General features: G+C 60.1%; 28 protein-coding genes. All 28 read right to left on the bottom strand.

The window, feature by feature from the left end:
* Positions 1-2 precede the first annotated feature (2 nt).
* The gene (gene fliR, locus AC1DVH_RS02000) at positions 3-785 is read right to left on the bottom strand and encodes a flagellar biosynthetic protein FliR (protein ID WP_108218653.1); all 783 of its coding nucleotides are present in this window, start codon (positions 783-785) and stop codon (positions 3-5) included.
* 3 nt (positions 786-788) lie between these two features.
* On the bottom strand, positions 789-1,058 hold the full coding sequence (gene fliQ, locus AC1DVH_RS01995) for a flagellar biosynthesis protein FliQ (protein ID WP_007983364.1): 270 nt from the start codon (positions 1,056-1,058) through the stop codon (positions 789-791).
* Complete coding sequence (gene fliP, locus AC1DVH_RS01990) at positions 1,055-1,813, bottom strand: flagellar type III secretion system pore protein FliP (protein ID WP_429487482.1); 759 nt, start codon at positions 1,811-1,813, stop codon at positions 1,055-1,057. The genes fliQ and fliP overlap by 4 nt, the downstream gene beginning before the upstream one ends.
* Positions 1,813-2,268, bottom strand: a complete 456-nt coding sequence (gene fliO, locus AC1DVH_RS01985) for a flagellar biosynthetic protein FliO (RefSeq protein WP_477752421.1) — start codon at positions 2,266-2,268, stop codon at positions 1,813-1,815. Before fliO ends, fliP begins: the two co-directional genes overlap by 1 nt.
* Positions 2,269-2,715: a flagellar motor switch protein FliN gene (fliN, locus tag AC1DVH_RS01980; protein ID WP_477752420.1), complete on the bottom strand. Its 447-nt coding sequence runs from the start codon at positions 2,713-2,715 to the stop codon at positions 2,269-2,271.
* A 66-nt stretch (positions 2,716-2,781) separates the two neighbouring features.
* Positions 2,782-3,750, bottom strand: coding sequence for a flagellar motor switch protein FliM (fliM, locus tag AC1DVH_RS01975; RefSeq protein WP_057398369.1), 969 nt, complete (start codon positions 3,748-3,750; stop codon positions 2,782-2,784).
* 9 nt (positions 3,751-3,759) lie between these two features.
* A complete protein-coding gene (fliL, locus tag AC1DVH_RS01970) occupies positions 3,760-4,263 on the bottom strand; it encodes a flagellar basal body-associated protein FliL (protein ID WP_477752419.1) in 504 nt (167 codons plus the stop codon).
* 213 nt (positions 4,264-4,476) lie between these two features.
* Positions 4,477-5,841: a flagellar hook-length control protein FliK gene (locus tag AC1DVH_RS01965; protein ID WP_477752418.1), complete on the bottom strand. Its 1,365-nt coding sequence runs from the start codon at positions 5,839-5,841 to the stop codon at positions 4,477-4,479.
* Between the two features lie 100 nt (positions 5,842-5,941).
* On the bottom strand, positions 5,942-6,301 hold the full coding sequence (locus tag AC1DVH_RS01960; protein WP_477752417.1) for an Hpt domain-containing protein: 360 nt from the start codon (positions 6,299-6,301) through the stop codon (positions 5,942-5,944).
* 30 nt (positions 6,302-6,331) lie between these two features.
* Positions 6,332-8,038, bottom strand: a complete 1,707-nt coding sequence (locus tag AC1DVH_RS01955; protein ID WP_477752416.1) for an ATP-binding SpoIIE family protein phosphatase — start codon at positions 8,036-8,038, stop codon at positions 6,332-6,334.
* Positions 8,039-8,043: 5 nt separating this feature from the next.
* Entirely contained in the window at positions 8,044-8,343 is a 300-nt protein-coding gene (locus AC1DVH_RS01950) for an STAS domain-containing protein (protein ID WP_477752415.1), read from the bottom strand.
* Positions 8,344-8,489: 146 nt separating this feature from the next.
* On the bottom strand, positions 8,490-8,939 hold the full coding sequence (gene fliJ, locus AC1DVH_RS01945) for a flagellar export protein FliJ (protein ID WP_477752414.1): 450 nt from the start codon (positions 8,937-8,939) through the stop codon (positions 8,490-8,492).
* A gap of 6 nt (positions 8,940-8,945) precedes the next feature.
* The gene (gene fliI, locus AC1DVH_RS01940) at positions 8,946-10,304 is read right to left on the bottom strand and encodes a flagellar protein export ATPase FliI (protein ID WP_223461365.1); all 1,359 of its coding nucleotides are present in this window, start codon (positions 10,302-10,304) and stop codon (positions 8,946-8,948) included.
* Positions 10,294-11,091, bottom strand: coding sequence for a flagellar assembly protein FliH (fliH, locus tag AC1DVH_RS01935; protein WP_477752413.1), 798 nt, complete (start codon positions 11,089-11,091; stop codon positions 10,294-10,296). The genes fliI and fliH overlap by 11 nt, the downstream gene beginning before the upstream one ends.
* Positions 11,092-11,095: 4 nt before the next feature.
* Entirely contained in the window at positions 11,096-12,115 is a 1,020-nt protein-coding gene (gene fliG, locus AC1DVH_RS01930) for a flagellar motor switch protein FliG (protein WP_007983391.1), read from the bottom strand.
* Positions 12,108-13,895, bottom strand: coding sequence for a flagellar basal-body MS-ring/collar protein FliF (gene fliF, locus AC1DVH_RS01925; RefSeq protein WP_477752412.1), 1,788 nt, complete (start codon positions 13,893-13,895; stop codon positions 12,108-12,110). The genes fliG and fliF overlap by 8 nt, the downstream gene beginning before the upstream one ends.
* 16 nt (positions 13,896-13,911) lie before the next feature.
* Positions 13,912-14,238, bottom strand: coding sequence for a flagellar hook-basal body complex protein FliE (gene fliE / locus AC1DVH_RS01920; RefSeq protein ID WP_008021337.1), 327 nt, complete (start codon positions 14,236-14,238; stop codon positions 13,912-13,914).
* A 240-nt stretch (positions 14,239-14,478) separates the two neighbouring features.
* Positions 14,479-15,864 (bottom strand): sigma-54-dependent transcriptional regulator, encoded by a 1,386-nt coding sequence (locus AC1DVH_RS01915; RefSeq protein ID WP_477752411.1) that lies wholly within the window; start codon positions 15,862-15,864, stop codon positions 14,479-14,481.
* 5 nt (positions 15,865-15,869) lie between these two features.
* Positions 15,870-17,063, bottom strand: coding sequence for a sensor histidine kinase (locus tag AC1DVH_RS01910; protein ID WP_477752444.1), 1,194 nt, complete (start codon positions 17,061-17,063; stop codon positions 15,870-15,872).
* Between the two features lie 128 nt (positions 17,064-17,191).
* Positions 17,192-18,667 (bottom strand): sigma-54 dependent transcriptional regulator, encoded by a 1,476-nt coding sequence (locus tag AC1DVH_RS01905; protein ID WP_477752410.1) that lies wholly within the window; start codon positions 18,665-18,667, stop codon positions 17,192-17,194.
* A 172-nt stretch (positions 18,668-18,839) separates the two neighbouring features.
* A complete protein-coding gene (fliT, locus tag AC1DVH_RS01900) occupies positions 18,840-19,136 on the bottom strand; it encodes a flagellar protein FliT (protein ID WP_015096255.1) in 297 nt (98 codons plus the stop codon).
* Positions 19,137-19,146: 10 nt separating this feature from the next.
* Positions 19,147-19,542 (bottom strand): flagellar export chaperone FliS, encoded by a 396-nt coding sequence (fliS, locus tag AC1DVH_RS01895; protein ID WP_477752409.1) that lies wholly within the window; start codon positions 19,540-19,542, stop codon positions 19,147-19,149.
* A gap of 128 nt (positions 19,543-19,670) precedes the next feature.
* Positions 19,671-21,107 (bottom strand): flagellar filament capping protein FliD, encoded by a 1,437-nt coding sequence (gene fliD, locus AC1DVH_RS01890; protein WP_477752408.1) that lies wholly within the window; start codon positions 21,105-21,107, stop codon positions 19,671-19,673.
* 82 nt (positions 21,108-21,189) lie between these two features.
* Positions 21,190-21,543: a flagellar protein FlaG gene (locus tag AC1DVH_RS01885; RefSeq protein WP_477752407.1), complete on the bottom strand. Its 354-nt coding sequence runs from the start codon at positions 21,541-21,543 to the stop codon at positions 21,190-21,192.
* Between the two features lie 72 nt (positions 21,544-21,615).
* The gene (locus AC1DVH_RS01880) at positions 21,616-22,467 is read right to left on the bottom strand and encodes a flagellin domain-containing protein (protein WP_108218632.1); all 852 of its coding nucleotides are present in this window, start codon (positions 22,465-22,467) and stop codon (positions 21,616-21,618) included.
* A gap of 242 nt (positions 22,468-22,709) precedes the next feature.
* Positions 22,710-22,976, bottom strand: coding sequence for a hypothetical protein (locus tag AC1DVH_RS01875; protein ID WP_477752406.1), 267 nt, complete (start codon positions 22,974-22,976; stop codon positions 22,710-22,712).
* A complete protein-coding gene (locus AC1DVH_RS01870; RefSeq protein WP_477752405.1) occupies positions 22,973-24,265 on the bottom strand; it encodes a motility associated factor glycosyltransferase family protein in 1,293 nt (430 codons plus the stop codon). The genes AC1DVH_RS01875 and AC1DVH_RS01870 overlap by 4 nt, the downstream gene beginning before the upstream one ends.
* 90 nt (positions 24,266-24,355) lie before the next feature.
* On the bottom strand, positions 24,356-25,282 hold the full coding sequence (locus tag AC1DVH_RS01865) for a ketoacyl-ACP synthase III (RefSeq protein WP_477752404.1): 927 nt from the start codon (positions 25,280-25,282) through the stop codon (positions 24,356-24,358).
* Positions 25,283-25,362: the final 80 nt, after the last annotated feature.

Here is a 25,362-nt window from a genome sequence, read left to right as displayed (position 1 = left end):
ACTCAGCTCGCCCGCGCCATTTCGCGTAATAACTGCAAGGCCTCGGAGGCCAGCGGTTGATACTGGTTGAGAATGTCCGCCAGCCCGACCCAGACGATGAACAGCCCAAGCACCAGGATCAGCGGGAAGCCGACCGAGAAAATATTGAGTTGCGGCGCCGCCCGGGTCATGACGCCAAACGCGATGTTGACCACCAGCAGCGCGGTGATCGCCGGCAGCACCAGCAACAACGCCGAACCGAGCACCCAGCCGAGCTTGCCGGCCAGTTCCCAGTAGTGATTGACCATCAGGCCGCCACCCACCGGCAACGTGGTGAAACTCTCGGTGAGGATCTCGAACACCACCAGATGACCGTTCATGGACAGGAACAGCAGCGTCACCAGCATGGTGAAAAACTGCCCGATCACCGCCGTCGATACGCCGTTGGCCGGGTCGATCATGGAAGCGAAGCCCATGCCCATCTGGATGGCGACGATCTGCCCGGCCACCACAAAGGCCTGAAAGAACAGCTGCAAGGAGAAGCCCATCACCGCACCGATGAGAATCTGCTCGGCAATCAGCAACAGCCCGCTCAGATCCAGGGCATTCACCGGCGGCATCGGCGGCAAGCCCGGCGCGATGACCACGGTAATGGCCAGCGCGAAATACAGGCGAATGCGCCGCGGCAGCAAGGTCGTGCCGAACACCGGCATGACCATCAGCAAGGAGCCGACGCGAAACAGCGGCAACATGAACGTCGCCACCCAAGTGCTGATCTGCGTATCGGTCAGCGCAAGCAGTGACATGGTTTAGCCGATGACCTGAGGAATGCTGCCGTACAACTGCAGGATGTAATCCATGAAGGTCTGCACCATCCATGGACCGCCGACGATCAGCGTCACCAGCATCACCAGCAGGCGCGGCAGGAAGCTCAGGGTCTGTTCGTTGATCTGGGTGGCGGCCTGGAACATCGCCACCAGCAAGCCCACCAGCAAACTTGGAATCACCAGGATCGCCACCATCATGGTGGTCAGCCACAGCGCTTCGCGGAAGATGTCGACCGCTACTTCCGGCGTCATGGCGAGACACCGCCGAAGCTGCTGGCCAGCGTGCCGATGATCAGCGCCCAGCCATCCACCAGCACGAACAACATGATCTTGAACGGCAGGGAAATGATCAGCGGCGAGAGCATCATCATCCCCATGGCCATCAACACACTGGCCACGACCAGGTCGATGATCAGGAACGGAATGAAGATCATGAAGCCGATCTGGAACGCCGTTTTCAGCTCGGAGGTCACGAAGGCCGGTACCAGGATGGTCAGCGGCGCCTGATCCGGCGTCGCGATGTCAGTGCGCTTGGACAGGCGCATGAACAGCTCCAGATCGCTGGTGCGGGTCTGGGCGAGCATGAAGTTCTTGATCGGCACCTGCGCCTTGGCGACCGCATCCTGGGCCGTCAGTTTTTCCGCCAGATACGGCTGCAAGGCGTCCTGGTTCACCCGGTCGAATACTGGCGCCATGATGAACAGGGTCAGGAACAGCGCCATGCCGGTAAGGATCTGATTCGACGGTGTCTGCTGCAAGCCCAGGGCCTGGCGCAGGATCGAGAAGACAATGATGATCCGGGTGAAACTGGTCATCAGCATGACAAACGCCGGGATAAAACTCAGCGCGGTCATGATCAGCAGGATTTGCAGGCTGACCGAGTACTCCTGCGCCCCCTGCGCATTGGTGCCCAGGGTGATGGCCGGGATCGACAGCGGATCGGCGCCGAATGCCAGTGGCGCGGCCAGCATCAGGGCCAGCGTCAAGACGATGCGTAGCGCACCCATTACTTCTTATCCTTCTGATCTTTACCCAGCATCTCCAACAGGCGCTGGGCAAATTCCGGCGTCGGCTTCTCGGTACTCGGCACTTGCACCGGCTCCTTGAGCACATGCAGCGCAGCAATGTTGCCGGGGCTCAGGCCGAGCAGAATCTGCTCGTTGCCGACCTGCACCAGCATCAGCCGGTCGCGCGGCCCCAGCGCGCGGGAGCCGACAATCTCGATCACCTGCCCCTTGCCGGCCGGACCGGCCTGCTGGACCCGACGCAGCAACCAGGCGAGGAGAAAGATCAGCCCCAGCACCAGCAGCAAGCCGAACACCAGTTGCGTCAGTTGCCCAGCCACACCACTGCTCACCGCCGGCGCAGCAGCCGTGGTCGCCGTTGCGACCGGTTCGGCCGCCAGCACGCTGAACGGCATGACCAGCGTTGCCCACAGCAAAGCCCCCAGAACCTTTTTCACTCAGCGCAGCTTCTTGATGCGTTCGCTTGGGCTGATCACGTCCGTCAGGCGGATGCCGAACTTCTCGTTGACCACCACCACTTCGCCGTGGGCGATGAGCGTGCCGTTGACCAGCACGTCCAGCGGCTCGCCGGCCAGGCGATCGAGCTCGATCACCGAACCCTGGTTCAGTTGCAGCAGGTTGCGGATGTTGATGTCGGTGCTGCCCACTTCCATGGAAATCGACACCGGGATATCGAGGATCACGTCCAGGTTCGGGCCTTCGAGGCTGACCGGGTCGTTGTTTTTCGGCACGCTGCCGAACTCTTCCATTGGCAGGCGGTTGGACGCGGAGCTGCCGGAATCGGCGGCCAGCAAGGCGTCGATGTCGGCCTGCCCGGCATCGCCGGTTTCTTCCAGGGCCGCAGCCCATTCATCGGCCAGTGCCTGATCGTCCTGCATGTTCATATTGTCAGTGTCCTCGGCGAGCAAAAATTCAGAATTCGGTTAATCGCGAATGGGTACGAGCGCCGGTCAACGGCGCTCGATCGGCTCGATCACTTGCAACGCCAGGTTGCCCTTGTGCGAGCCCATCTTGACCTTGAAGGCCGGCACRCCGTTGGCGCGCATGATCATTTCTTCCGGCATCTCGACCGGGATCACATCCCCCGGTTGCATGTGCAGGATGTCGCGCAGGCGCAACTGACGACGGGCCACCGTCGCACCGATCGGCACGTCGACGTCCAGCACGTCCTGGCGCAGGGCGTTGACCCAGCGCTCGTCCTGGTCGTCGAGGTCCGACTGGAAGCCGGCGTCGAGCATTTCGCGCACCGGCTCGATCATCGAGTACGGCATGGTCACGTGCAGGTCGCCGCCACCGCCATCGAGTTCGATGTGGAAGGTCGACACCACAATGGCCTCGCTCGGGCCGACGATGTTGGCCATGGCCGGGTTCACTTCCGAGTTGATGTACTCGAAGTTGACTTCCATGATCGCCTGCCAGGCTTCCTTCAAATCGACGAACGCCTGCTCCAGCACCATGCGCACCACACGCAGTTCGGTCGGGGTGAATTCACGCCCTTCGATCTTGGCGTGCCGGCCGTCACCGCCGAAGAAGTTGTCCACCAGCTTGAACACCAGCTTGGCGTCGAGGATGAACAGCGCGGTGCCGCGCAGGGGTTTGATCTTGACCAGGTTGAGACTGGTCGGCACGTACAGCGAGTGCACGTATTCGCCGAACTTCATCACCTGCACGCCGCCGACCGCCACGTCCGCCGAGCGACGCAGCATGTTGAACATGCTGATGCGGGTATAGCGGGCGAAACGCTCGTTGATCATTTCCAGGGTCGGCATGCGTCCACGGACGATGCGATCCTGGCTGGTCAGGTCATAGCTTTTGACGGTGCCGGGTTCGGCAGCGTTTTCGGTCTGTACCAGACCATCGTCGACGCCATGCAACAGCGCGTCGATCTCATCCTGGGACAGCAGGTCCTGCACGGCCATGTCGTGTTCCTACTGCAGTACGAAATTAGTGAAAAGCAACTGTTCGATCACCACTTTGCCGAGCTCTTTCTGCGCCACTTCCTGGACGCTGGCGGTGGCTTTCTGCCGCAGCATTTCCTGTCCGACCGGCGAGGCGAGGGTCGCGAAGTCCTGCCCGGAAAACAGCATGACCAGGTTATTGCGGATCACCGGCATGTGGACCTTGAGCGCATCCAGGTCTGCCTGGTTGCGCGCGAGCATGGTGATGCTCACTTGCATGTAGCGCTGGCGACCGTTCTGGTTGAAGTTGGCGACGAAAGCCGGCGCCATCGACTCGAAAATCGCTGGCTGTTTGCCGACGGGAGCGACTTGCGCCTCGGCGGCGGCAGGCTTGCTCTGAGCGCTGTGCATGAAGTACCAGGTCGCCCCCACGGACACACCGATCGCCAGCAGCAGGGCCACCACGATCACGATAATCAGCTTGAGTTTGCCTTTGGTTGCGGGGTCTTTTACTGCTGCGTCGCTCTTCGCCATGCCAATAATCCGTCACTAATCGGGTTTTCACAGTCGCACGGCAAGGCAAGAGCAAGTGTTATGCCATGTAGGAGCGAGCCTGCTCGCGAAAGACGTGAGAGCGCCGCGTTTATTCAGATGGCCCTCGTCATCGTTTAACTCCATCGCGAGCAAGCTCGCTCCTACAGAGGGTTCGTTCCCATGCCATGGGAACGATTGGAGTGATGGCTTTGATCAGGCGTAGTAATCGACCACACTGGAGCCGATCACGCGGGTGGTATTGGCAGCCACTTCAGCGACGCCCGGGGCCACGTCGTCATCCATTGAATCGAGGCGACCGCCGCTGGCATTGGTCCGCCCGCTCTGGCTTTGCCGGGCCTGTTCCTGCCCTTGGTGCGAACCACGGGACTGGTCCGAAACGTTGACATCGACCTGCCCCATGCCCTGCTGCGCGAACATGTCGCGCAAGCGATGGACCTGGCCATCCAGCGCCTCACGGACACCCGGGTGCGCACTCATGAAGGTGACCTGGGTCTGCTGATCGGGAACCATGTTCACCCGAATGTCCAGACGCCCGAGTTCAGCGGGCTGCAACTGGATGTCCGCGGCCTTGAGGCTGGCGCTGGACAGGTACATGACCCGGTTCACCACCTCTTCGGTCCACCCGCTCTGATGCATGGCGATCGGCTGGTTCACCGGCAAGGCATTGGCGGTCTTCGGTGTGGCCGCCTGGGTCAGCGCGGCCAGACGGTTGGCGAAATCATCGACACGGGTGTCGCTGCTGGCGGACTTGAGGTCTTTCAGGCCGTCATCGAGCAACCCGCTGAAAGCCTTGTCATCCCCTTGGCTGGTGCTGTTCTTGTCGGCCTGAACATCCAGCAGGGTCGCCATGCCGGCGGCAAAGTTTTGCGCCGGTGTCAGCTCACCGTCAGCCTGGGCTTGTGCCTGTGTCGGTGCAGCCTCGGGCTGCGCCTGGCTGGAAGCCGAAACGTGACCGCTCTGCTCCATTGCCAGGCGTAACGCTGGCAGGGCGTCGAGCGGATCGGCCTCGGGATCGAAATCGCCGTCAGCAGCAGCCTGTGCCGGTGTGGCTGTCACGGTGATTGCTGCGGCAACCGGCGTGTCAACCGTTGGCGGCACAATGTTGGCCACGGCAGGTGTTGCCGGCGCTGACACAGTTACTACTGGCTGTACGGCTTGCTGCAACGAAGGATCAAGCGCCGGATCGAGCGGTGCGGTATCGACGACCGGAGCACGGTCGACATCTGACGCCTCATTGTCGGCGGTCTTGTCGTCAGCCTGCACCGGCGTATCGGAAGGCAAGGATTTGCCGCCATCGGCAACCACCGGCTCCCCGGCGGCAGACTTGTCGTCGCCAGCGTCTTTTTCTCCGGCGACATCGGAGCTTTTTTCGCGACTCGGCTTGACCGAGGCATCCGCCGACGCATTGGGCTTGTTCTGGGCCTGATTGGCATAGACATGAGCGAAGCTTGCGGCCTTGTCCCCAGGCTCAGCGGTCAGCGCCGGAGGATTGGCGCAGGCCGCTTGAATCTTGGCCTGCCTGGAGGCCTGAAGCAGAATATTGGGGGTAACGGGCATGAAACAGTCTCCGCTGCACGGGGCTCGTAAGTACAGTTGGACGAGTTAAATGCAAAGGTCGAGCCAGTTTCACTCGAAGGAGACAAAATGCAGCGCATGCTCAGATTTTCGCTGGGCAACGCTGTCGTTCAGCTTCGTACAGAGGCCGGATAGCGGCGAATTCGCGGTCGATTTCGCCGACCAGTTCCTGAACGGCGGCACATGGCAAATCTTTGGCCCGCTGTTCAAGTTGATGGCAGAGCTCGGTCAGCCTGACTGCACCCATATTGCTGCTGCTGCCCTTGAAGCTATGGGCGGTTGCAACGAGCAGTGCAGTACTGTCAGTCGTTCGCAAGACGTTAATGCGCTCTTCGGAGTCCGCAAGAAAGATATCCAGCAAATCCGCATAGCCCTCTTCCATCACTTCCTGCAATGCACTCAGCACGCCGTGATCCACATGTTTGTCGTTTTTGTCGTTCATTTGCTCACTCCTTGATCAAGAATGCGCGGATTACTCCGCAGCCTTCCAGATAAACTCCACGCGTGCACTTCGACCATCGTCGGTCCAGCGGGCATTACGCCCCAACTGACGGATCAGACTGACCCCGCGTCCCGACAGGCGGATGTCATCCACAGGTCTTTTCATCACCCGCTCGACATCGAAACCCTTGCCGCTGTCTTCGATGCGAATGGTCAGGCAACCGCCGTCGTCTGTTGGCGCCACCTGCAAATGCAACCGTACATAGCCTTCCTGAAGTTCGTCCAGCCGGGTATTGCGTTGCTGATAATAACGCGCAAAACCCGATGCATCGCGCTTGAGGCTCGAGTCCAGCCCCAGCACGCCATGCTCCAGCGCGTTGGAATAGAGTTCCGCCAGCACACTGTAGAGCGCACCGCTCTGGGCCCGCAGACCATGCACCTCAAGCAGCAACTGCAACAGATAGGGCAACGGATTGAAGCGCTTGAGCGTGGCGGCGCGAAACTCGAAGCTCACCGACCAGTCCAGCGGGCACGACTGGCCGCTGTCGGAGTAGACCAACGCCGGCGCAGTGATCTGCGCCGACTCCAACAGGCTGACTTCGACCATGCTGACATCGTCGCGCGCTTCTGCGCCAAACTGTCGCAGCGCCCGCTCGATCTCTTCGAACAGCGCATCTGGCTGCCGATTGGCGGCAAACACCTGCTGCAATCGCTGCACGCCAAACAACTGGTCATTGGCGTCGCAGGTATCGATCACCCCATCGGACAGGAGAAACACCCGATCCCCGAGCGCCATGGGAAACACCTCGGTACGCTCATCGAAGGATTCCGGGCTCAGCACACCCAAAGGCAGATGCCGCGCCGGCAGAGGCGTTCGCTCGCCACTGGCAATGCAATGCAGATAACCGTCGGGCATTCCGCCGTTCCAGACTTCCACCGAACGACGCTGAAAACTCAGGCACAGCAACGTGGCACAGCAGAACATGTCCACCGGCAGGATGCGCTTGAGCTTGGCATTCATCTCGCGCAGGGTTTCCGCCAGGCCATAGCCCTTGGTGGTCATCCCGTAGAAGACTTCGGCCAGGGGCATGGCACCCACCGCCGCCGGCAGACCGTGGCCGGTGAAGTCGCCCAGCAACACGTGCATGTCTCCGGCCGGGGTGAACGCGGCCAGTAACAGGTCGCCGTTGAACAGCGCATAGGGCGATTGCAGATAACGGATATTCGCAGCGGCATTCAGGCAGCCGGAGTGCGCCACCTTGTCGAAAACGGCCTTGGCCACGCGCTGTTCGTTGAGCAGGTAGTCGTGGTGCCGGGCGATCTGATCACGCTGTTGCAGCACGGTCTCCTGCAAGCGCCGCAAGCGATCCATCGCCTTGATCTTGGCGGCGAGAATCACCTGGTTGTAGGGTTTCGCCAGAAAGTCGTCACCGCCGACTTCCAGGCAACGGGCCAGGGCTTCGCTTTCGGACAACGAGGTGAGGAAGATGATCGGCACCAGGGTTTCCCCGGCCAGGGCCTTGATTTGCCGGGCCGCCTCGAAGCCGTCCATGACCGGCATCATCGCGTCCATCAACACCAGGTGTGGTTGCTGCTGGCGAAACGTGTCGACCGCTTCGGCGCCGTTGGCCGCCGTCAGCACGTCGTGCCCCTGGCGGCGCAGGATGCTCGACAACAGCAGGCGATCGGCGGCACTGTCCTCGGCAATCAGGATGGTCAGCGGCTCCAGTGGCTGCATGGCAATCAACTGATGTCGAACAGCTTGTCGAAGTTGGAGATGGCGAGGATTTTGCGCACGTCGGTGCTGCTGTTGACGACGCGAATGTCGGAGTCGTCGCCACCGGCGTGATCGCGCAGCAAAAGCAGCATGCCCAAGGCCGAGCTGTCGAGGTAAGTGGCGTCTTTCAGGTCGACCACAACCGCCGATATCTCTTTATCTTCGTAGGACTTACGAAATTCCTGATGCTTGGCGAAATCGAATCGTCCTTTGACCGATATCGTCAACTTTTGCCCATCAGGGGACACTTCGGTAACGACTGACATTCAATGGCTTCCTTGTCTTTGGAGAACGTACGTGTAGAAGGTTTAGCACTTGGTGGGAATAGGAGCAAGATCAAAAGATCGCAGCCTGCGGCAGCTCCTACATGAGAATGCAATCCCCTATAGGAGCTGCCGCAGGCTGCGATCTTCTAATACGGATCCTGACGCGGCAAGCGCTGGGACAACTCATCCAGCAGTTTCTGTTCGCGCCGGTCCTCAAGCGCCCGCGCCTCATCGGCATAGCGTTGAACCAGCTTGCGCAAGCCTTCGACCCGGGCAAACGCCTGCTGCCAGGTTTCCCGCGCCTTGTTCAGGTTGTTCTGATGCCAGGCCAGGCTTTGCCGCTGCTGGTCGATGGCCGTGCCCAGTTGCGCGAGAAAGCCCTGATAACCCAGCAACCATTGGCCCGAGACGCCACCGCTGCCGCGTACGATCCATTGTTCCTGATAGTCGAGACGGAAGGCTTCAAGGTCGGCGAGTTTGCTTTGTGCCAAACGCACTTGCCCCTGAAAGTGCCCCAGGCGCTGGACCGCGGTTTTCTCGGCCTTTTCGGCCATTTCCACCACCGGCGCCAGCCTTCCTGCCCGACTCAGGGCCATGATCGCTTAACCGCCCGCCGCGGGCGCGAAGATCGAGGCGAGATACGCTTCGCTTTCACCCAGGCTGATGCTGTCGTTGAGACCCTGACGCAGGTATTTGACCAATTGCGGCTGCAGGGAAATCGCCAGATCGGTCTCGCGATCTCCGCCGGCGACATAGGCGCCGACGCTGATCAGGTCGCGACTCTGCTGATACCGCGACCACAATTGCTTGAAATATTGCGCACGTGCCATGTGTTCCGGCGAGACCACCGCCGGCATCACCCGACTGATGGACGCTTCAATATCGATGGCCGGGTAATGCCCCTCTTCGGCCAGGCGCCGGGACAGCACGATGTGCCCGTCGAGCACGCCCCGTGCCGAGTCGGCAATCGGGTCCTGTTGGTCATCGCCTTCGGACAGCACGGTGTAGAACGCGGTGATCGAACCACCGCCCTTCTCCGCATTACCGGCCCGCTCCACCAGTTTCGGCAGCTTGGCGAATACCGACGGCGGATAGCCCTTGGTCGCCGGCGGCTCGCCGATGGCCAGGGCGATTTCCCGTTGGGCCTGGGCGAAACGGGTCAGGGAATCCATCAGCAACAGGACATTCTTGCCCTTGTCGCGGAAATACTCGGCGATGCGCGTGCAATACATCGCCGCGCGCAGACGCATCAGCGGCGCATCGTCCGCCGGGGACGCCACCACCACTGAACGCTTGAGCCCCTCTTCACCGAGGATGTGCTCGATGAACTCTTTAACTTCACGGCCCCGCTCACCGATCAGCCCGACGACGATGATGTCGGCCTCGGTGAAGCGCGTCATCATCCCCAGCAACACCGATTTACCGACACCGGTACCGGCAAACAGGCCCAGCCGCTGGCCGCGCCCGACCGTCAACATGCCGTTGATGCAACGGATGCCCACGTCCAGCGGTTCGCTGATCGGCTCGCGCTTGAGCGGATTGATGGTCGGGCCATCCATCGGCACCCAGTCTTCGGCCTTCATCCCGCCCTTGCCGTCCAGTGCACGGCCGGCGCCATCCAGCACCCGCCCGAGCATGCTCATGCCCATCGGCAAACGCCCGGTATCGGACAAGGGAACAACGCGGGCGCCGGGTGCGATACCAGCGACGCTGCCGACCGGCATCAGAAAGACCTTGCTGCCGGAGAAGCCCATCACTTCGGCTTCGACCTGCACCGGGTGATAGCTGTCGTCGTTGATGACCATGCAGCGGCTGCCCATGGCGGCGCGCAGGCCTTCGGCTTCGAGGGTCAGGCCGACCATGCGCAACAAGCGGCCCTCAAGGATCGGCGCGCCAGCAAGCGTAGTCGCCTCGGCGTAACTGCCCAGGCGCCTGGCGAAGCTGGTGCGTTCAAGGCGCATCAGGCGCATCCGCTACTGGCGCGGCAGCAGGCTTGCTGTCGACCGGCAGTTCCAGGCTCAAGTCCGGCGCGGCCGGGTGCAAGGACTGTTCGTGCAACTGGTCGAACAGCTTGTCCATCACCTGCGCGACACGGGTTTCAACTGTGGCGTCGATGCGGCTGTGTTCTGTCTCGACCCGGCAACCGCCGGGCAACAACGACTCGTCCTCGACGATGCGCCAGGTTTCTTCATGGCGTTCGCGCAGGGCTTTGACCTGTTCGAAATCCTGCGGGTTGATGTACAGCCGCACATTGCCCACGCCCAACGGCAAGAGCTTTAGAGCCTCGCGCATGACGTGTTCGATTTGCGTGGAGTCGATGGCCAGTTCGCGCTGGATCACCTGTTTGGTGATGTGCTGCACGAGGTCGACCAGGGTTTTTTCGATCTGGGTGTCCTGCTCGGCGATGGGCTCGAACAGATGGCTCATCAATTGCTCCAGCGCTGCAATCTTGGCGGCCAGGACCACCTCGGCTTCCTGGCGGACCTTGAGCGTGGTGCTGTGGAAACCTTCCTTCTCACCCACCGCAAAGCCTTCGTTGTAGGCTTCCTGGCGAATGCTTTCGAGCTCTTCGAGGGTCAGCGGCTGGACTTCCTCCAGCGGCACTTCCTCCATTTCCGGCGGCTCGGGTTCAGGCGTTGGTTCAGGCTCCGGCTCCGGCGGGTCGAAACTGGGCAGCGCCCAGGACTCGAAGCCACCGACATCCCTGGCCCGGATCAGGTCAGTGGGTGCATCATCATTCTTGACCATGGTGTTAGATCATTTCCTCGCCGCCCTTGCCGCCGAGAACGATTTCTCCGGCTTCGGCCATACGGCGGGCGATGGTGAGGATTTCCTTCTGCGCGGTTTCCACGTCGCTGACGCGCACCGGGCCCTTGGCTTCCAGGTCGTCGCGCAACAGTTCGGCGGCACGCTTGGACATGTTCTTGAAGATCTTCTCCTTGACGCCTTCGTCCGAACCCTTGAGGGCCAGCACCAGCACATCGGAGGACACCTCGCGCAGCAGCGCCTGGATCCCGCGGTCGTCGACATCGGCCAGGTTGTTGAAGACGAACATGAGGTCTTCGATCTGACCGGACAGGTCTTCGTCGACTTCGCGGATCGAGTCCATGAGCTGACCTTCGATGGAGCTGTCGAGGAAGTTCATGATGTCCGCCGCACGCTTGATGCCACCCAGGGTGGTGCGCGAGGCGTTCGAGTTGCCGGAGAACTGCTTCTCGAGAATCTGATTGAGCTCTTTCAGGGCCGCTGGCTGCACGGTGTTCAGCGAGGACACCCGCAGGATGATATCGAGCCGCACCTTGTGGTCGAAGTTGCCGAGCACCTCACCGGCCTGGTCCGGATCGAGGTACGCCACCACGATCGCCTGGATCTGCGGGTGCTCGTAACGGATCACGTCGGCGACGGCGCGCGGCTCCATCCATTTCAGGCTGTCGAGGCCGCTGGTGTTGCCACCGAGCAGGATGCGATCGATCAGGCCGTTGGCCTTGTCTTCGCCCAGGGCCTGGGTGAGCATCTTGCGCACATAGTCGTCGGAGCCGACGCCCAGGCTGGTCTGGTCGCCGACGATATCAACGAACTCGCTCATCACCTGCTCGACCTGCTCGCGGTGCACATTACCCATCTGGGCCATGGCCACGCCCACGCGCTGAACCTCTTTGGGGCCCATGTGGCGCAGCACCTGGGCAGCGTCGGTGGAGCCCAGGGACAACAACAGGATTGCGGCCTTGTCGACCTTGGACAGTTTGGCGGCAACGGCTCGGTTATCACTCATCTGCGTTAATCCACTCTTTCACGACCTGGGCCACACGACCCGGATCTTCTGCCACCAGACTCTTGATTGCGTTCAACTGAGCGTCATAGCCTTCGCTCGGGCTCGGCAGCAGGATGCTTTGCGGACCGCCGAGGCTGACACGGTCGTTGGCCAACTCGCCATCCAGACCGCCCATGCCGCCCAACTCGACGTCGCTGCCGATACCGGCCAGCTGCTTGCCCTTGCCGCCCCCGGTGATGTTGTTGAGCACCGGACGCAGCACACCGAACACCAGCACCAGAATGAACAGCACACCCAGCACTTGCTTGACGATGTCCCAGAACCACGGCTGGGAATAGAACGCAATATCGGCAATCACTTCACCGCGCTCGGCGGAGAACGGCATGTTGATCACGCTGACGCTGTCACCACGGCTGGCATCGAAGCCGACCGCGTCCTGCACCAGGCGAGTGAAGCGCGCCAATTCATCGGCGCTCCAGGGCGCACGGGTGGTTTCGCCGTTGGCCGGATTGATCTTGACCTGATCATCGACCACCACCGACACCGACAGGCGATTCAATCGGCCCTGCTGCTGCTTGGTGTGGCTGATGGAACGGTCGAGTTCGAAGTTCCTGGTCGATTGTGAACGCTTGTCCGCCGGGTACGGTGCGAGCATTGGCTGACCGGTGGCCGGGTCCATGATTTGCTGGCCGTTGGCGTCGATCAGCGGCTGGCCTGGCTGCACCATGCCGGCCGACGCGGTGGCACCACCGGTCGTTTGCGGAGCGGAGGCCGGCGACGGCGGCTGGTTGCTCAAGGCACCCGGCACACCTTGCGGGCCGTTGCTGGCGGTACGCTGCTCGTTGACCGACTGCTCGCTGCGCAACGCCGGTTGATCCGGGTTGAATTGCTCGGAAGTCGACTCGACCGCACTGAAATCCACGTCGGCCGAGACTTCGGCCTTGTAACGGTCGTTGCCCAGCACCGGCTGCAGGATATTGTGCACGCGCTGGGTGAGCATGCTTTCCATGCGACGGCTGTAGTCGAATTGCTTGCCGGCCATGGTCAGTTCGGAGTTTTCCGCCTGATCCGAGAGCAGGGTGCCCTTCTGGTCGACGACGGTGATCTGCGACTTGCTGAGTTCGGGAACGCTGGTCGCCACCAGGTTGATGATGGCCACGACCTGGCCGGGTTCGAGGGAGCGACCGGAATAGAGCTCAACCAGAACCGAAGCGCTCGGCTTGCGCTCGTCGCGCACGAACACCGAACTTTTCGGGATCGCCAGGTGCACGCGGGCACCCTTGACGTTGTTCAGGCTGGAAATGGTCCGGGCCAGTTCGCCTTCGAGGCCGCGACGATAGCGGGTCGCTTCCATGAACTGGCTGGTACCCAGTCCCTGCTCCTTGTCGAGGATTTCAAAACCGATATTGCCATCGCTGGGAGTGACACCAGCGGCCGCAAGCTTGAGCCGCGCGCGGGACAGGTCATCGGCCTTGACCAGCAAGGCACCGGAATTGGGTTCGACGGTGTACGGGATATCGGCGGAGGCCAGGGTTTCCATGACCTGCTTGGCGTCCATGCCGGCAAGGCTGCCGTACAGAGGCCGGTAGTCAGGCTGCTGGGACCACAACACCACGGCAAAACCAATCGCCACGCTCGCCGCCAGGCCGACCAACAGGCCCACCTGACGCAACATGGTCATTTCGGAGAGGTTTTCCAGGAAGGACAACCCGAACAGCGGCGGCTTGCCGTCTATTGGAGTGGCCTTGGCCGGAACGTTATCGGCGACTGCTTCTGCCATGACTCAATCTCGTCCTTTAAACAGGCATCTGCATGATGTCTTGGTAAGCCTGAACCAGCTTGTTGCGCACCTGGGTCAATGCCTGGAATGACACACTGGCCTTCTGCGAGGAAATCATCACGTCTGTGAGGTCGACGCCGCTTTTGCCGATTTCGAAGGCGCTGGCCAACTGAGTGGAAGCCTGTTGCGTGTCGTTCACTTTATTGACGGCCTGGCCGAGCATGTCGGAAAAGCTGCTGCCCGCCACTTCAGGGACGGCCGTCGATTTCGGCGCAGACATGGCATCCATTTGCATGGCGCGCATGTCGAGCATCAACCGATTGAATTCAATACCTTGGCTCATGGTCTCTCTCTTTGACGACCCGCAATTTTTTGACACTCACTCGGCGGGTAATGAGGTGTTAGCAACAAGGGTGCCAGCTCCATGGCCTTGTTTCACAAAAGCCCTTCTCATCGCCGCCGCCCCCTGTAGGAGCGAGCCTGCTCGCGATGAACCCGAGAACACCGCGGGGTGTCAGGTTCCCAGCGTTATCGTTCACGTCCATCGCGAGCAGGGCTCGCTCCTACAGGGACACAATCAGGATCAGGTGGCGAACAAAAAGGCTTCCACATCCATGCCGGCATCGCGCATCTGCGCCAGCTTGTAGCGCAGGGTTCGCGGGCTGATACCCAGGCGCTCGGCCGCCTCTTTGCGACGACCGCGCTCGGCGCGCAAGGTATCGATGATCATCTGGAATTCACGGCGACGCAGGTCATCGCCCAGCGCACCGACCGACTCGGACTCGACTTCCACGGGGCGTACCGGCGCCTGCGCCAACGCACGCAGTGGCGCGCAAGCCACCGGCCCGGCGAGGCAGAAATCCTGCGGCTGGATCAAGCCACCCTGCTGCAGAATCAGCGCACGCTGAATCGCGTTGTCCAGCTCACGAACGTTACCCGGCCATGGATAACCGATCAGGCACGCCTGAGCTTCGGGCGACAACCTGGCAGGCGAATGCTTCATTTTATTGACGTGCCTGGCCAGCAGACGCCCGGCCAGCGGCAGGATGTCGGCGGTACGCTCGCGCAACGGGCGCCAGGCCAGGGGAAACACCGACAGGCGATAATAGAGGTCCTCGCGGAAACGCCCCGCCGCCACTTCACCCGCCAGGTCGCGATTGGTGGTGGCGACCACGCGAATATCCAGCGTGATCGGTTTGCGCGCGCCAACCCTTTCGACCTCGCGCTCTTGCAGCACACGCAGTAATTTGGCCTGGAGCCCCAGGGGCATTTCGGAAATTTCATCGAGCAAAATGGTGCCGCCGTCGGCCTGCTCGAACTTGCCGGCTTGCGCGGCAATGGCGCCGGTGAAGGAACCCTTCTCGTGACCGAACAACGTCGCTTCGAGCATGTTGTCCGGAATCGCTGCGCAGTTGATCGCGATGAACGGCTGATTGGCTCGATGAGAATGCTGATGAATATAACGCGCCAGCACTTCCTTGCCCGTGCCCGACTCGCCCGAGATCAACACCGTGGAATCGCTGCGCGCGACCCGCGCCGCCAACTCGAGTAACTGCGCGCTCGCCGGCTCGAACGCTACCGGCCCTTCGCCCTCGGTCAGGCCGAGACTGCCCAGGGCATGACGCCCCACCAGATCGAGCAACGCCTTGGGCTCGAATGGCTTGACCAGATAGTCCGCCGCCCCCTGGCGCATCGCATCGACCGCGCGCTCGACCGCACCGTGAGCCGTCATCAGCAACACCGGCAACTGCGGCTGCCGCGCTCGCAGCATGCCAAGCAACTGGTGGCCGTCCATGCCCGGCATATTGACGTCACTGATCACCAGGCTGAAGGCCTCGCCGCCGACGGCAAGCAACGCCTCCTCTGCCGACCCCACCGCCTTGTAATCATGCCCCGCGAGCAGCAGCGTATCAGCCAGTGCCTCGCGCAAAGCGCGGTCGTCCTCGACCAGCAGAACCTTGATACCCATCGGCGTCACTCCGCGCCTTGAGCGCTGCTGAACAACGGCAGGATGACCTGCGCGCAGGTGCCGCGACCGAGCCGCGAGCGCAGCTGCAATTCGCCCCGATGAGCACGCGCCACGGCCTTGACCACGGTCAGGCCAAGACCTGTACCGGTGCTCTTGGTGGTAAAAAAGGGTTCGCCCAATCGCGCCAGAACGGCCGCATCGATACCGCTGCCACTGTCACTGACGCACAGGCGCAGGTTGTTGCCGCGGGTGTAGAGGTGAATCTTGAGGCGCAATTGACCGGCACTGGCCTGGATGGCGTTCTCGATCAGATTGAGGATCGCACCGACCAGGGTGTCGCGATTGCACAGCAACTCCCCCGAGTGACTGTCGCACTGCCAGCGGATCGGCAGATCCTGCACGTGGGTCAGCGCCGCCGCTTGCAACGATTGCATCAGTTGACCGGGGGTCACGCGGTCGGTCAGCGGCAACTCGCCACGGGCGAAGACCAACATGTCGCGCACTTGGTGTTCCAGTTCGTGCAGGCGCTCCTTGAGACGCCCGGCAAAGCGCTGCCGGGTAGCGACCGGCAGCTCTTGCTCGGTCAAGTGACTGGCATACAGCAGCGCGGCGGACAACGGTGTGCGTATCTGATGAGCCAATGAAGCGACCATGCGCCCCAATGACGACAGACGCTCATGACGGGCCAGTTGATCCTGCAGATGGCGGGTTTCGGTCAGGTCATTGAGCAGCACCAACTGGCCCGGCTCGGCGTCCAGCGAGCGCGTGGCGATCGACAGACGCCGACCATCCTTGAGGGAGACTTCATGACCATCGTCTTCGCGCGGCGCAAAACAGCGGGCAATGACGTAGCGCCACAATTCACCTTCCAGCGGCAGGCCCAGCAGCTCGCTCGCCGCCGGATTGGCTTCGCGCACGATGCCCTGGGCGTCAATGACGATGACACCGCCGGGTAACAGATCAAGGAGGTTTTGCAGACGGTTGGCCAGGCGTTCCTTTTCCGCCAGCTCCTGCATGCGCTGGGCACTGACCACCGCCAGTTCACCCTTGAGCTCGGTGACCCGGGCTTCAAGCATGCTGTAGGAATCAGTCAACTGAGTGGACATCTGATTGAACAGTGCGAATGCCTGCTCAAGGCCCAGCCGACTCGCCTGCTCTACGGACGACGGCTGCCGCGAAACATCAGGGACAGGAGACATCTGGGCGGCTTGGGGCATTGTGCTCTCTCGCTTGGCTGACCGTCAGTGAAACGGAACGTTGCGAGAGACGTAGCAATACCCGTGCCTAAAAAAAACTTCTTATAAATGAATGACTTGAAAAACAGGCGTCAATCATCCGCCTGTTCGTCTCCATCACGACGGCTCATGCCGTACTTGCGCATCTTTTCCACCAGCGTGGTACGACGGATACGCAACCGCTCGGCCGCGCGCGCCACAATGCCATTGGCGTCATCCAGCGCCTGCTGAATCAAGCCTTGCTCCAGACCACCGAGGTAGTCCTTCAGGTCCAGACCCTCCGGCGGCAACATGGCGTTGGCCGTGAAGTCCGGCGTATGACCGTTGATGGCCACGCGCTCTTCCAGATCGCTGCGCAGGCTGTCGACCATTTGCTCGTCTTCATCGTCGACGTAGCGGAATTTCTTCGGCAACTCGACCACGCCGATCACGCCGTATGGATGCATGATTGCCATGCGCTCCACCAGGTTGGCCAGTTCGCGGACGTTGCCCGGCCAGCCATGCCGGCACAGCGACATGATCGCCGCCGAGTTGAACCGGATCGAACCGCGCTTCTCGTGCTCCATGCGCGAGATCAACTCGTTCATCAGCAGCGGAATGTCTTCGACGCGCTCACGCAGCGGCGCCATCTCGATCGGGAACACATTCAAGCGGTAGTACAGGTCTTCGCGGAAGGTGCCGATCTCGATCATGCTTTCGAGATTCTTGTGGGTCGCCGCAATGATGCGCACGTCGACGCTCTGGGTCTTGTTGCTGCCCACGCGCTCGAAGGTGCGCTCCTGCAACACGCGCAGCAGCTTGACCTGCATCGGCAGCGGCATGTCGCCGATTTCATCGAGGAACAGGGTGCCGCCGTTGGCCAGTTCGAATCGACCGGCGCGACTGGTGATCGCCCCGGTAAAGGCGCCCTTCTCATGACCGAACAGTTCGCTTTCCAGCAACTCGGCCGGGATCGCCCCGCAGTTGACCGGCACGAACGGCGCTTCGCGGCGCCTGGAATGGTAATGCAGGTTGCGCGCAACCACTTCCTTGCCGGTGCCGGACTCACCGAGGATCAGCACGCTGGCATCGGTATCGGCGACTTGCTGCATCATCTGGCGGACGTGTTGGATCGCCCGGCTGGTGCCGACAAGACTGCGGAAAAGATTAGGCTCGCGATGACGACCGCGCTCGCGGGCCTGGTCGTACATCTCGCGATAGACCTGGGCACGGTGCAGCGAATCGAGCAATTTGCTGTAGCTGGGCGGCATTTCGAGAGTCGAAAGCACTCGCCGACGCTGGTCTTCCGGCAGGTCAATGGAAGAATTATCGCCCATTAACAAAACCGGAAGGAACTCATCCCATGTCGAGAGTGTCTTTAACAAGCCCAGAAGTGAACCAGGAGCATTGACTGTCCCGATGAGGACACAGATTACTTCACGACTTGACGACAAAGAGCCGACAGCCTGCTGCCAGTCATGGCTACCGCAGGGTAAATTTTCTTCACCGAGAAAATTCAAAATCACCGCCAGGTCGCGGCGGCGGACGCTATCGTCATCAATCAGCAGAATTTTGGTTTCACGCCACATGCAATAGCAACTTCCCTAGTCAACTCAATGCCCAAAATGCTGGGGCAAGCTAGACGCTTGCAGGCATGTTATGCCTGAAGACGACTGAAATCTGGAACCAGCCACTAGTTAAGTCAAAAAACCGCGCACAGTCAAATTTATGGCGCACATATCTGGATTAACTTGGGGTTAATTAACCAAACAGATGGTAAACCTTTGCCGCGTTCCGCGCTTGCTGGATCTGAGACATTTCATCGACTATCGCCTGCCTCTCCCCCATCGCTACCTCAAGTAGCTGCTTGTAGACATACAGCAACTCCTCAAGATTGCTACGCAGAACTTCTTCGTCCAACGAAGCCTCGCTCAAGACGTCTTCCATGCAGGAACGGCAATCCAGGTCCAATTGACCGATGGCCTCCCAGTCGCGCTCGGCCAAAGCACCGACCAGCGCTTCGCGAGTTTGTTCTATTCGCTGCAATACAAGACTCATGGCGATCTCCCTAGAACTGCGGAGCTGGCGCAGCAATGCCGTCCCAGCCTTCTTTCACCGTGCGCAGCAAGCCCGCGACCTCATCGAGAATCCTCGGGTCGCTGCTGATGTTCGCCTCGGCCAGACGCTTCATCATGTAGATGTAAAGGCTGTCGAGTTCGCCCACGGCTTCGGCGCAATTTTCAAGATCCAGGCCTTCACGCAAGCCACCGATGATGCCGATCGCCTTGCTGATCGACACACACTTGCCGGGAATGTCCTTGCGCTCCAGGGCACCTTTGGCCTGAGCGATCCGGTCCAGGCCACCTTCCATGAGCATCTGCACCAAACGATGCGGACTTGCTTCGGACGTCTGGGCGTGCGCCCCCACTTTCTGATACTGCCGAAGGGCTAACATTGGATTCATGTTCTACCTCATTACCACAATGACTCGTATAGCCAGAGTATCGTCTGCAAGACAGAAAACTTTAGATCAAAAGACAAAAACCCGGCACACGCGAAAATGCGTAGCCGGGTTTTTTCGTCAGCTCATGACTAGGTGTTGGACTTCTGGGCGTTCAAGGAAGTGAAGAACGAGGTGATGTTCGTCGCCGTCGCCTTCATTTGCCCGACCAACAGGTCCATTGCATTGTATTTGGCGGTCAACGTCTTGGTCATGTTGGCGACACGAAAGTCCAACGCAGTCTGCTGAGTTGAAAGGCTCTTGCTCACGCTCTGCAGGTTGGTATTGCGCTGGTCCAGCAACCCACCCGTCTGCACATAAGGCTTGATTGCGGTACCCATGCGCGCCAGCAGGCCGTTGGTAGCATTGCTACCGTTGAACAACTGCTGCATCTGGCCGCTCATACCGTTGATGGCCATCTTCTCGTTGAACGCCGTGGTGTTGAACGCCAGGTTGCCGGTTTTCTCGTTCGTCAACACGCCGATCTGCGACAGCACCGCCAATGGACCGCCCGCCCCGGGAGCGGTCAGCACGCCGCGGATATCGGAGATCAGTGTGCGCGACATCGAGTCGCCGGTAAACGCCGACTGAACCGTCAGGTTGCCATCGGCATCCGCGGTCGCCTTGGACAGGGAATTGATGGTGTTCATCAGGGTGTTGTAGGAATCAACGAACGACTGGATCGAGGTTTGCAAACCGGCGGTATTGGTCGCGACGGTGACGGTCGCCGCAGCCGGCGGCGTACCTGGACTCACCGACGCCAGGTTCAGGGTCAGGCCGCTGACTGCGCCGGTTACCGTATTGCTCTTGCTGGTCACTGCCAGACCATCGATGGTCAGCGATGCATCCACCGCAACCCCGTTGACAGCCCCTGAACTTGAAGCCGAAGGGTTGGCGCCCATCGCTTGGGTACCGTCGATTTCAAGACCGACGATACCGCTGACCGTAAGGTCGGAACCCGCGCCGGTCTTGCTGGAGCTGATCACCAGTCGCGACGCACCACTGCTGTCGGTCACGATGTTGGCAGAAATACCATTACTCGCCTGCGCGGAGTTGATGGCATCCCGGGTGCTCTGCAGGGTCGCACTGGCTGGAATCGTGACATCGTAATCAGTGCCATTCTGACTGATTTTCAAAGTACCACTCGGAATGGCACTGGCCGCACCGCCGGCGAAAGAAGCACTGGCGACTTTCGAGCTGGTGGCCAGGTTATTCACAACAACGCTGTAGGTACCGGCAACGGCGGTGTTGTCGGAAGTCGCACCCAGAATCGACGGGGTACCCGAAGTGGCGGTATAGCCCGCAAACACAGGATTGGTCTTGCTACCGAGATTGGTCAGCGCCGTCTGAAAGGCCGTCAGTGCGCTTTTCAGGGAACCGACACCGGAAATCTTCAGCGTGTTGGTTTTGGTCTGAGTATCGATCTGCGTCTGTTTCGCCGATTTGTCGGCGTTGACCAGCGCAGTGACGATCGCACCGATATCCAGGCCAGAGCCTAAGCCCGCACCCGGTAAAATTGGACTTGCCATTTTTCGTCTCCCTTCAGGTTGCTGCCACTCTTTTGACCAATACCTGCGCCCAAGAACGTACAAACACTATTCATGCCAGCTATCAGACTTTGGCGTCGAACAATACGTGACTCGCATTGCTCAGGCTTTCTGCCAGCTTGAGGGCTTCTGCGGAGGGGATCTGTCGCACGACTTCACCCGTTTCGCTTGCAATCACTTTGACGACGACCTTTCCGGACTGCTCGTCTATCGAGAACTCCAGATTGCGCTTGATCGACTGTACAAACTTTTCGATCTGCTGCACCGCCTGCTTCAGGTGGACGTCATCCGCATCCGGTTTCTTATCCGCCGCTGGAGTCACGCTGGCGGCTTCAGGCTTTTCCGGCGCTTTATCCGAAACGGTGCTCGCTGGCTGGGGAGCCGGATAAGACACGCCAAGCTTTACGCTCATCTCCATGTCCATCACCTCTTAACGTAAAAAGCGAGAGAGCGTGACCAGCACACTCCCCCGCTCAAACTTATTCCGAAATTACTGAAGCAGCTTCAGTACAGCGGAAGGCAGTTGGTTGGCTTGAGCCAGAACCGAGGTAGAAGCCTGTTGCAGGGTTTGCTGCTTGGTCAGGTTCGCGGTTTCTGCGGCGAAGTCGGTGTCTTGTACACGGCCTTGTGCAGCGGTGGTGTTTTCCACGATGTTCTGCAGGTTGGAGATGGTGCTGGTCAGACGGTTCTGCGAAGCACCCAGGTTTGCGCGGGTGGCGTTGATCGATGCCAGAGCGGCGTCGATCGCGGTGATCGCGTTGTCGATGTTGGCAGACAGGGTAGCGGAAGTCGCACCGGTCAGAACAACAGTACCGCTGCCTACGGACAGGGATACGGCGTCGAACTTGGAGCTCAGTACCAGGTCGATGCGGTTGGCCGAACCAGTGTTGGCGCCAACTTGCAGCTGCATGGTGCCAGCCGAACCGTCCAGCAGGTTTTTGCCGTTCAGGTTGGTAGAGGCAGAGATACGGGTGATTTCGTCAGACATCTGAGCGAATTCGGAGTTGGTAGCGGTCTGGTCAGCAGTGCTGTTGGTACCGTTACGTGCTTTAACAGCCAGTTCACGCATACGCTGCAGAATGTCGGTCGAAGCTTGCAGCGCGCCTTCAGCGGTCTGGGCAACGGAGATACCGTCGTTGGCGTTCTGCACTGCCTGGTTGCCACCACGAATCTGTGCGGCCATGCGAGTTGCGATCTGCAGGCCAGCGGCGTCGTCTTTGGCGCTGTTGATTTTCAGGCCGGAAGACAGGCGAGCCATCGAAGTCGACAGAGCGTCGGTAGCACGGTTCAGGTTCTTCTGAACGTTCAACGACGTGGTGTTGGTGTTTACTGTTAAAGCCATGACGAATTCCTCGTTGGTTGGGTACTGCGGCTTCCGGCCCTGGCAACCGCCGGGTATGGCCTAGAGAACCTTCGTAATAGTTATCGTCGGGTTGGCAGGTTGCTTGAGGGCTTTTTTTAAAAAAAATGCCATCACCCTGCCATCTCCGAGAAAACAAGGGCTTAGCGCCCCTCAACCGCGAAAAAATGACGCCATAAAACTGTCCAGCCCACAAACGCCCGCGCCAAAGCTGTCGCCACCCCTCAAGCCGGCAGGTTTTCGAGCAACTCGATCAACTCATATTCCATGAAGTCGGCGAGCCCCAGCCAATCCTGGCGCTCCTGACAGGCCAGCATTTGCCTGAGCATCAAAGCCCACGCCTGCTGAACCTCCTGGGGCGCCTGCGCAAACAGTCGCTGCGCCTCATCGAACAGATCGACCATGTTCAATGCCGCTTCGACATCACGTCCCAGGCGAAAAAGCCCAGCGCACTGCCGGTACTCGTCGATGCCTTTCACTTGAGGCTTCATTGCACGAAATCCTGATTGAACCGTGTACCGGCAATCATTGCCCCAGCCCGACTGCTGTTAAAAAAAAGCACCTCGGGATGCCTGGCAATGTAACGCTCGAGCTCGCACAGGTAACTGCGGAAATTCAATTGCGTCTTGACCTTTTGCCCATGACCATCGTGCACCCAGTGCCTGGCCTGGTTCACTGGCGGCCCCAGGTCACCGTCGTTCCAACCGGTATGGGTGCGGTTCATCGGAAAGGAAAAATCCGCACCGAAAAGCGTGATGCGCTGCGCGCCCATCTTCACCGCCAGATCGACCGCAGGATGGATCACGCTGCCACTGACGTAGAGCTGCGCACGCGACTGTTGCTCACGCAACGCAGCGTAGATCGGGCTGGCGGAATAACCGCCATAACGCTTGCCTTTCCAGGCCTTCAGCATGTGTGGATCGCTCAAAGGCAAGTACACCAGCGGAATGCCTTCGGAGCCCTCGCCCGGCAAGTGCAGCACGCTGATGCGCTGATCGATGCTCACGACCAGGTCAGGCTTGATTCCGTGCTCGCGAAGGGGCCGGTAAGCGGTATCTACGCTGATGAACAGCGGTCGCGGCGTTTGATTGCGCACCGCTGCCAAACGCTCGAAATTCCCTTCAAGGCTGGGCCCTGTGGCGATCACATAGATTTCACGCTCGGAACACGTGCCAAACAGCTGTGCCACATCATCATCGGCCAGCAGCACTTCAAGGGTGTCCTGCAAGCGCTGCTGAATGACGGGAGATTGCGGGTCGAACTCACGATTGTTGAAACTCAAGTGCACTTCGCTGACCAGGCGATCACGAATCTTCGCACTGAAGTCATCCGCCAGCAGCATCTCGGCAGGCAATGCAAAGAACGGTGTGCAGATGTCCGACAGATCGCCGGCATACAGCAATTGCACACGCGGATCGCCCAGCCACTGGCGCTGATCGATCAGCTGCAACACCAATGCGAAAAGCGCGCCGTTGAGGATATGGACATAGAGTTTCTCAAGCCCGGCACGCTCCAGCAAAACCGAAGGCAAATCGCCAAAACCGGTGCCGTAGACGTGCAGATGAGGCTTGTCGAACGCAAGACTGGCAGCCTGTAAACGGGCCTCGCGCAGGCGATCATGGCGGCTGGTGAGCTGGATGCCGCCCACACACAACGTCGAGTCTCGTCCTTCGATCAGGTCAACATCGACGGTCAGGCGATCTTCCGTATTCAATCGCGCATACAGCGACGGCCAGCGCCGCTGGATAACCTGAGCATTATCTTCAAAGCATTCGCTCATGCTACCTCRCATTCCCTACAAGCAAAAAAGCGCTCAAGGTTAACCCTTGAGCGCTTTTTTGTACCGGCCTTTTTATTAAAAAACTTTCACTCAAGGGCGATAGATGATCGCCGAACCCCATGACAGCCCCACACCGAAACCGCTGAGCGCAACGCGCTTCCATTCGGAATCGAGAATATGCTTTTCCAGCAGCAATGGAATGCTCGACGACACCGTGTTACCGGTCTCGACCATGTCCTTGATGAACTTCTGCGGGCATTCTTCGAAGCGCCGCGCGACCGCATCGACAATCGCCGCACTGCCCTGGTGAATGCAGAACGCGTCGATGTCATCCGCGCTCAATTGCGACTCACCGAGCAACTCATGCAAATGTGCCGGCACCTTGAGCAGTGCGAAGTTGAACACCTGGCGACCGTTCATGAAGAACACGCCGTCGGTGACTTTCAAATGTGGAGCGCCGGAACCATCGGTGCCGAACTTGGCCTTGCCCAGTGCCCAGGTCGGGTTTTCGCCCATCCAGGTCGCGGTGGCCGCATCGCCGAACAACATGGTGGTGTTACGGTCTTCCGGGTCGACGATCTTCGAATACGGGTCGGCAGTGATCAGCAGGCCGTTCTTCAGGCCAGCGGCCTCCATGAAGCCCTTGATCGCATAGATGCCGTAGACGTAACCGGAACAGCCCAGGGAAATATCGAACGCGGCGACGCTGGTCGGCAGGCCGAGTTTGTCCTGAACTATGGCCGCGGTATGCGGCAGGCCTTCTTCGTCACCGTTCTGGGTGACGACGATCAACGCATCGATGGATTCACGTTTCAGATCAGGGTTGCTGGCAAACAGCGCATTGGCCGCTTCAACGCACAGATCGGAAGTTTCCTGATCAACGCCCTTGCGCGGCAGGAAAGCCGAACCGATCTTGCCCAGGATGAATTCTTCATCCTTCTCGAATTTTGCACCTTGTGCGTAATTGTCCACGCCGGCTACAGGAACGTAGCTCGCAATGCTTTTTATGCCAATCATTACGGCTTCCCAATAATAAACAGCCCAATACCACCACCCGCAGGAATCGAGGGGCGCCGACAAACCTGGATTTCTGTCGC

This window comes from Pseudomonas sp. P4_C3, from assembly GCF_056402075.1.
The sequence above is the reverse complement of the archived record's forward strand: the minus strand, read 5'-3'. Positions and strand labels throughout refer to the sequence as shown.

Excerpts from the sequence above, each read along its gene's own strand:
- fliI (WP_223461365.1), bottom strand. The coding sequence starts at position 10,304 with ATGCGCCTTGAACGCACCAGCTTCGCCAGGCGCCTGGGCAGTTACGCC.
- fliH (WP_477752413.1), bottom strand. The coding sequence starts at position 11,091 with ATGGTCAAGAATGATGATGCACCCACTGACCTGATCCGGGCCAGGGAT.
- AC1DVH_RS01965 (WP_477752418.1), bottom strand. The coding sequence starts at position 5,841 with ATGCCCGTTACCCCCAATATTCTGCTTCAGGCCTCCAGGCAGGCCAAG.
- AC1DVH_RS01870 (WP_477752405.1), bottom strand. The coding sequence starts at position 24,265 with ATGAGCGAATGCTTTGAAGATAATGCTCAGGTTATCCAGCGGCGCTGG.
- AC1DVH_RS01880 (WP_108218632.1), bottom strand. The coding sequence starts at position 22,467 with ATGGCTTTAACAGTAAACACCAACACCACGTCGTTGAACGTTCAGAAG.
- fliE (WP_008021337.1), bottom strand. The coding sequence starts at position 14,238 with ATGAGCCAAGGTATTGAATTCAATCGGTTGATGCTCGACATGCGCGCC.
- fliS (WP_477752409.1), bottom strand. The coding sequence starts at position 19,542 with ATGAATCCAATGTTAGCCCTTCGGCAGTATCAGAAAGTGGGGGCGCAC.
- fliF (WP_477752412.1), bottom strand. The coding sequence starts at position 13,895 with ATGGCAGAAGCAGTCGCCGATAACGTTCCGGCCAAGGCCACTCCAATA.
- AC1DVH_RS01915 (WP_477752411.1), bottom strand. The coding sequence starts at position 15,864 with ATGGGTATCAAGGTTCTGCTGGTCGAGGACGACCGCGCTTTGCGCGAG.
- AC1DVH_RS01960 (WP_477752417.1), bottom strand. The coding sequence starts at position 6,301 with ATGAACGACAAAAACGACAAACATGTGGATCACGGCGTGCTGAGTGCA.
- fliL (WP_477752419.1), bottom strand. The coding sequence starts at position 4,263 with ATGGCGAAGAGCGACGCAGCAGTAAAAGACCCCGCAACCAAAGGCAAA.
- AC1DVH_RS01910 (WP_477752444.1), bottom strand. The coding sequence starts at position 17,063 with ATGTCTCCTGTCCCTGATGTTTCGCGGCAGCCGTCGTCCGTAGAGCAG.
- AC1DVH_RS01865 (WP_477752404.1), bottom strand. The coding sequence starts at position 25,282 with ATGATTGGCATAAAAAGCATTGCGAGCTACGTTCCTGTAGCCGGCGTG.
- fliD (WP_477752408.1), bottom strand. The coding sequence starts at position 21,107 with ATGGCAAGTCCAATTTTACCGGGTGCGGGCTTAGGCTCTGGCCTGGAT.
- fliJ (WP_477752414.1), bottom strand. The coding sequence starts at position 8,939 with ATGGCCCTGAGTCGGGCAGGAAGGCTGGCGCCGGTGGTGGAAATGGCC.
- fliN (WP_477752420.1), bottom strand. The coding sequence starts at position 2,715 with ATGAACATGCAGGACGATCAGGCACTGGCCGATGAATGGGCTGCGGCC.
- AC1DVH_RS01885 (WP_477752407.1), bottom strand. The coding sequence starts at position 21,543 with ATGGAGATGAGCGTAAAGCTTGGCGTGTCTTATCCGGCTCCCCAGCCA.
- fliQ (WP_007983364.1), bottom strand. The coding sequence starts at position 1,058 with ATGACGCCGGAAGTAGCGGTCGACATCTTCCGCGAAGCGCTGTGGCTG.
- fliR (WP_108218653.1), bottom strand. The coding sequence starts at position 785 with ATGTCACTGCTTGCGCTGACCGATACGCAGATCAGCACTTGGGTGGCG.
- fliT (WP_015096255.1), bottom strand. The coding sequence starts at position 19,136 with ATGAGTCTTGTATTGCAGCGAATAGAACAAACTCGCGAAGCGCTGGTC.
- fliG (WP_007983391.1), bottom strand. The coding sequence starts at position 12,115 with ATGAGTGATAACCGAGCCGTTGCCGCCAAACTGTCCAAGGTCGACAAG.
- AC1DVH_RS01955 (WP_477752416.1), bottom strand. The coding sequence starts at position 8,038 with ATGCAGCCACTGGAGCCGCTGACCATCCTGATTGCCGAGGACAGTGCC.
- AC1DVH_RS01875 (WP_477752406.1), bottom strand. The coding sequence starts at position 22,976 with ATGAAGCCTCAAGTGAAAGGCATCGACGAGTACCGGCAGTGCGCTGGG.
- AC1DVH_RS01950 (WP_477752415.1), bottom strand. The coding sequence starts at position 8,343 with ATGTCAGTCGTTACCGAAGTGTCCCCTGATGGGCAAAAGTTGACGATA.
- fliP (WP_429487482.1), bottom strand. The coding sequence starts at position 1,813 with ATGGGTGCGCTACGCATCGTCTTGACGCTGGCCCTGATGCTGGCCGCG.
- AC1DVH_RS01905 (WP_477752410.1), bottom strand. The coding sequence starts at position 18,667 with ATGTGGCGTGAAACCAAAATTCTGCTGATTGATGACGATAGCGTCCGC.